Source organism: Pantoea sp. CS_6, from assembly GCF_041954745.1.
GTDB lineage: Bacteria > Pseudomonadota > Gammaproteobacteria > Enterobacterales > Enterobacteriaceae > Pantoea > Pantoea stewartii.
In genome coordinates this window covers 1-1,070 of record NZ_JAVAYG010000028.1, presented here as the reverse complement: position 1 = coordinate 1,070, position 1,070 = coordinate 1, and the positions used below count along the sequence as shown (strand labels likewise).

1 rRNA gene is annotated in these 1,070 nt (G+C 54.1%); it reads left to right on the top strand.

Annotated features, from left to right (window positions below):
* Nucleotides 1-1,070: ribosomal RNA gene (locus RAC90_RS20865) — 23S ribosomal RNA — on the top strand; the annotation flags it as partial.

The window sequence follows — 1,070 nt, the reverse complement described above, 5'->3', positions numbered from 1 at the left end:
AACCGGCGATACCCGAATGGGGAAACCCAGTGTGACTCGTCACACTATCATGCAGTGAATCCATAGCGGCATGAGGCGAACCGGGGGAACTGAAACATCTAAGTACCCCGAGGAAAAGAAATCAACCGAGATTCCCCCAGTAGCGGCGAGCGAACGGGGAGGAGCCCAGAACCTGCATCAGCTTGTGCATCAGTGGAAGCGTCTGGAAAGTCGCAGGGTACAGGGTGATACTCCCGTACACAAAGGTGCACAGGCTGTGAGTTCGATGAGTAAGGCGGGACACGTGGTATCCTGTCTGAATATGGGGGGACCATCCTCCAAGGCTAAATACTCCTGACTGACCGATAGTGAACCAGTACCGTGAGGGAAAGGCGAAAAGAACCCCGGCGAGGGGAGTGAAACAGAACCTGAAACCGTGTACGTACAAGCAGTGGGAGCACCTTCGTGGTGTGACTGCGTACCTTTTGTATAATGGGTCAGCGACTTATATTCTGTAGCAAGGTTAACCGTATAGGGGAGCCGCAGGGAAACCGAGTCTTAACTGGGCGTTAAGTTGCAGGGTATAGACCCGAAACCCGGTGATCTAGCCATGGGCAGGTTGAAGGTTGGGTAACACTAACTGGAGGACCGAACCGACTAATGTTGAAAAATTAGCGGATGACCTGTGGCTGGGGGTGAAAGGCCAATCAAACCGGGAGATAGCTGGTTCTCCCCGAAAGCTATTTAGGTAGCGCCTCGTGAACTCATCTCCGGGGGTAGAGCACTGTTTCGGCTAGGGGGCCATCCCGGCTTACCAACCCGATGCAAACTGCGAATACCGGAGAATGTTATCACGGGAGACACACGGCGGGTGCTAACGTCCGTCGTGAAGAGGGAAACAACCCAGACCGCCAGCTAAGGTCCCAAAGTCATGGTTAAGTGGGAAACGATGTGGGAAGGCACAGACAGCCAGGATGTTGGCTTAGAAGCAGCCATCATTTAAAGAAAGCGTAATAGCTCACTGGTCGAGTCGGCCTGCGCGGAAGATGTAACGGGGCTAAACCATGCACCGAAGCTGCGGCAGCGACGCG